General features: G+C 37.8%; 2 protein-coding genes and 1 pseudogene. 1 reads left to right on the top strand and 2 read right to left on the bottom strand.

What is annotated here, in order from left to right:
- On the top strand, window positions 1–224 hold a 224-nt coding region (locus R7F07_RS24785; RefSeq protein ID WP_225455851.1), incomplete at its 5' end, for a transposase.
- A gap of 323 nt (window positions 225–547) precedes the next feature.
- On the opposite strand, the gene R7F07_RS24780 is transcribed toward R7F07_RS24785, so the two are convergent.
- On the bottom strand, window positions 548–1189 hold the full coding sequence (locus R7F07_RS24780; protein ID WP_004920769.1) for a type A-3 chloramphenicol O-acetyltransferase CatIII: 642 nt from the start codon (window positions 1187–1189) through the stop codon (window positions 548–550).
- Window positions 1190–1224: 35 nt separating this feature from the next.
- Window positions 1225–1448: pseudogene (locus tag R7F07_RS24775) on the bottom strand (IS5/IS1182 family transposase); the annotation flags it as partial.

The raw sequence follows: 1448 nt of genomic DNA, 5'->3' as shown, positions 1-1448 counted from the left end.
GAAGTCGTCGCTATGAGCCTCATGTCCAGTCACGGAAGGATGAATCAGAAGCCATCAAAAACACGGATTTTAAGGCCCACCGCTGGGTTGTAGAGAGAACACACAGTTGGATGAATCGCTACCGTCGTGTCCTGACTCGTTGGGAGAAAAAGGTCGAAAATTACGAGGCAATGCTGCATCTTGCCTGTGCCATCATTGTCTGGAATAAAATCCTTTTGGGATAGGTTCTTATTCATTCTTTATCCCATTTAGTTTATATATCATGATTTGATACATATCTTGGCATCGACGTGTTATTTCAAGCTTACCTTTAAAAAATTATCATAAAATGCCTAGAAACAGATAAAAAGTGCGAACAAAAGCCGACAAAAAACATTTTATTGTTTATGGTTTTTAGCCTTTTGCGGAAGGATGATATAATAATTCGGCTCACACATTTATTTGAGGGTAAACAGTCGGTTCTATGACCGCCATTGAAGATAAGTTAACTCAAAACATAATAAAACAGGGCTTCACTAGATATGAAACCCTTTAATTTAACCTGAGCTTATTTTAATTTACTGTTACACAACTCTTGTAGCCGATTAATAAAGCGTGCAACATGGAAGCCATCACAAACTGCATGATGAACCTGTACTGAGAGCGGCAATAACAGTCTATCCCCTTCTTGCTGATATTTTGCCATTGTTATAATGGGTGCAAAATAATCGGTAAAATTAGCAACATTTAAATTAAAGCTATCAAAATTAACCCAAGGTAATGCTGAAATATTTAAATGATTTTCTGGTGTTACCCCTTGAGGAAATAACTTGGTATCACTTTTATAACGTTCCATTACCGATAAATAATTCACCATAAATTGATCAATATCGGATGAGTATGGGCAACTCAGTGCTGAAAATGTCTCTGTTTCTTGATGGAATACGGTGAATTGTGGGTCGACTGAATCCCATACGATCAATTCATCATCTTTTATCGCCATTCTCAACTCATCAAATTGATTCACGGCCTGAGCAATCAGATAGATCATTACCGGATAAAACTTATACGCTGAATCATCCAATGACTTTTTTAACGTCGTGATATCAATTTTGCTTGTTAAGCTAAAACCACATGGTAAACGATGCCGATAAAACTCAAAATGCTCACGGCGAACCCAATTTTTTACATCAAATTTTGTATAGTTCATAACATATCCCTTCTGAATTTTTATTTACTAAGAACCTATCCCAATAGGTTTTTAGTCCAGACAATGATACCACAGGCAAAATGCAGCATCGCCTCATAATTCTCGACTTTCTTCTCCCAACGAGTCAGGACACGACGGTAGCGATTCATCCAACTGTGTGTTCTCTCTACAACCCAACGGTGAGCCTTAAAATCCGTGTTTTTAATGGCTTCTGACTCATCCTTCCGTGACTGGATATGAGGTTCATAGCGACGACTTT

This window comes from Vibrio sp. YT-16 (assembly GCF_033337405.1).
Lineage (GTDB): Bacteria > Pseudomonadota > Gammaproteobacteria > Enterobacterales > Vibrionaceae > Vibrio > Vibrio alginolyticus.
The sequence above is the reverse complement of the archived record's forward strand: the minus strand, read 5'-3'. Positions and strand labels throughout refer to the sequence as shown.

Excerpts from the sequence above, each read along its gene's own strand:
- R7F07_RS24780 (WP_004920769.1), bottom strand. The coding sequence starts at position 1,189 with ATGAACTATACAAAATTTGATGTAAAAAATTGGGTTCGCCGTGAGCAT.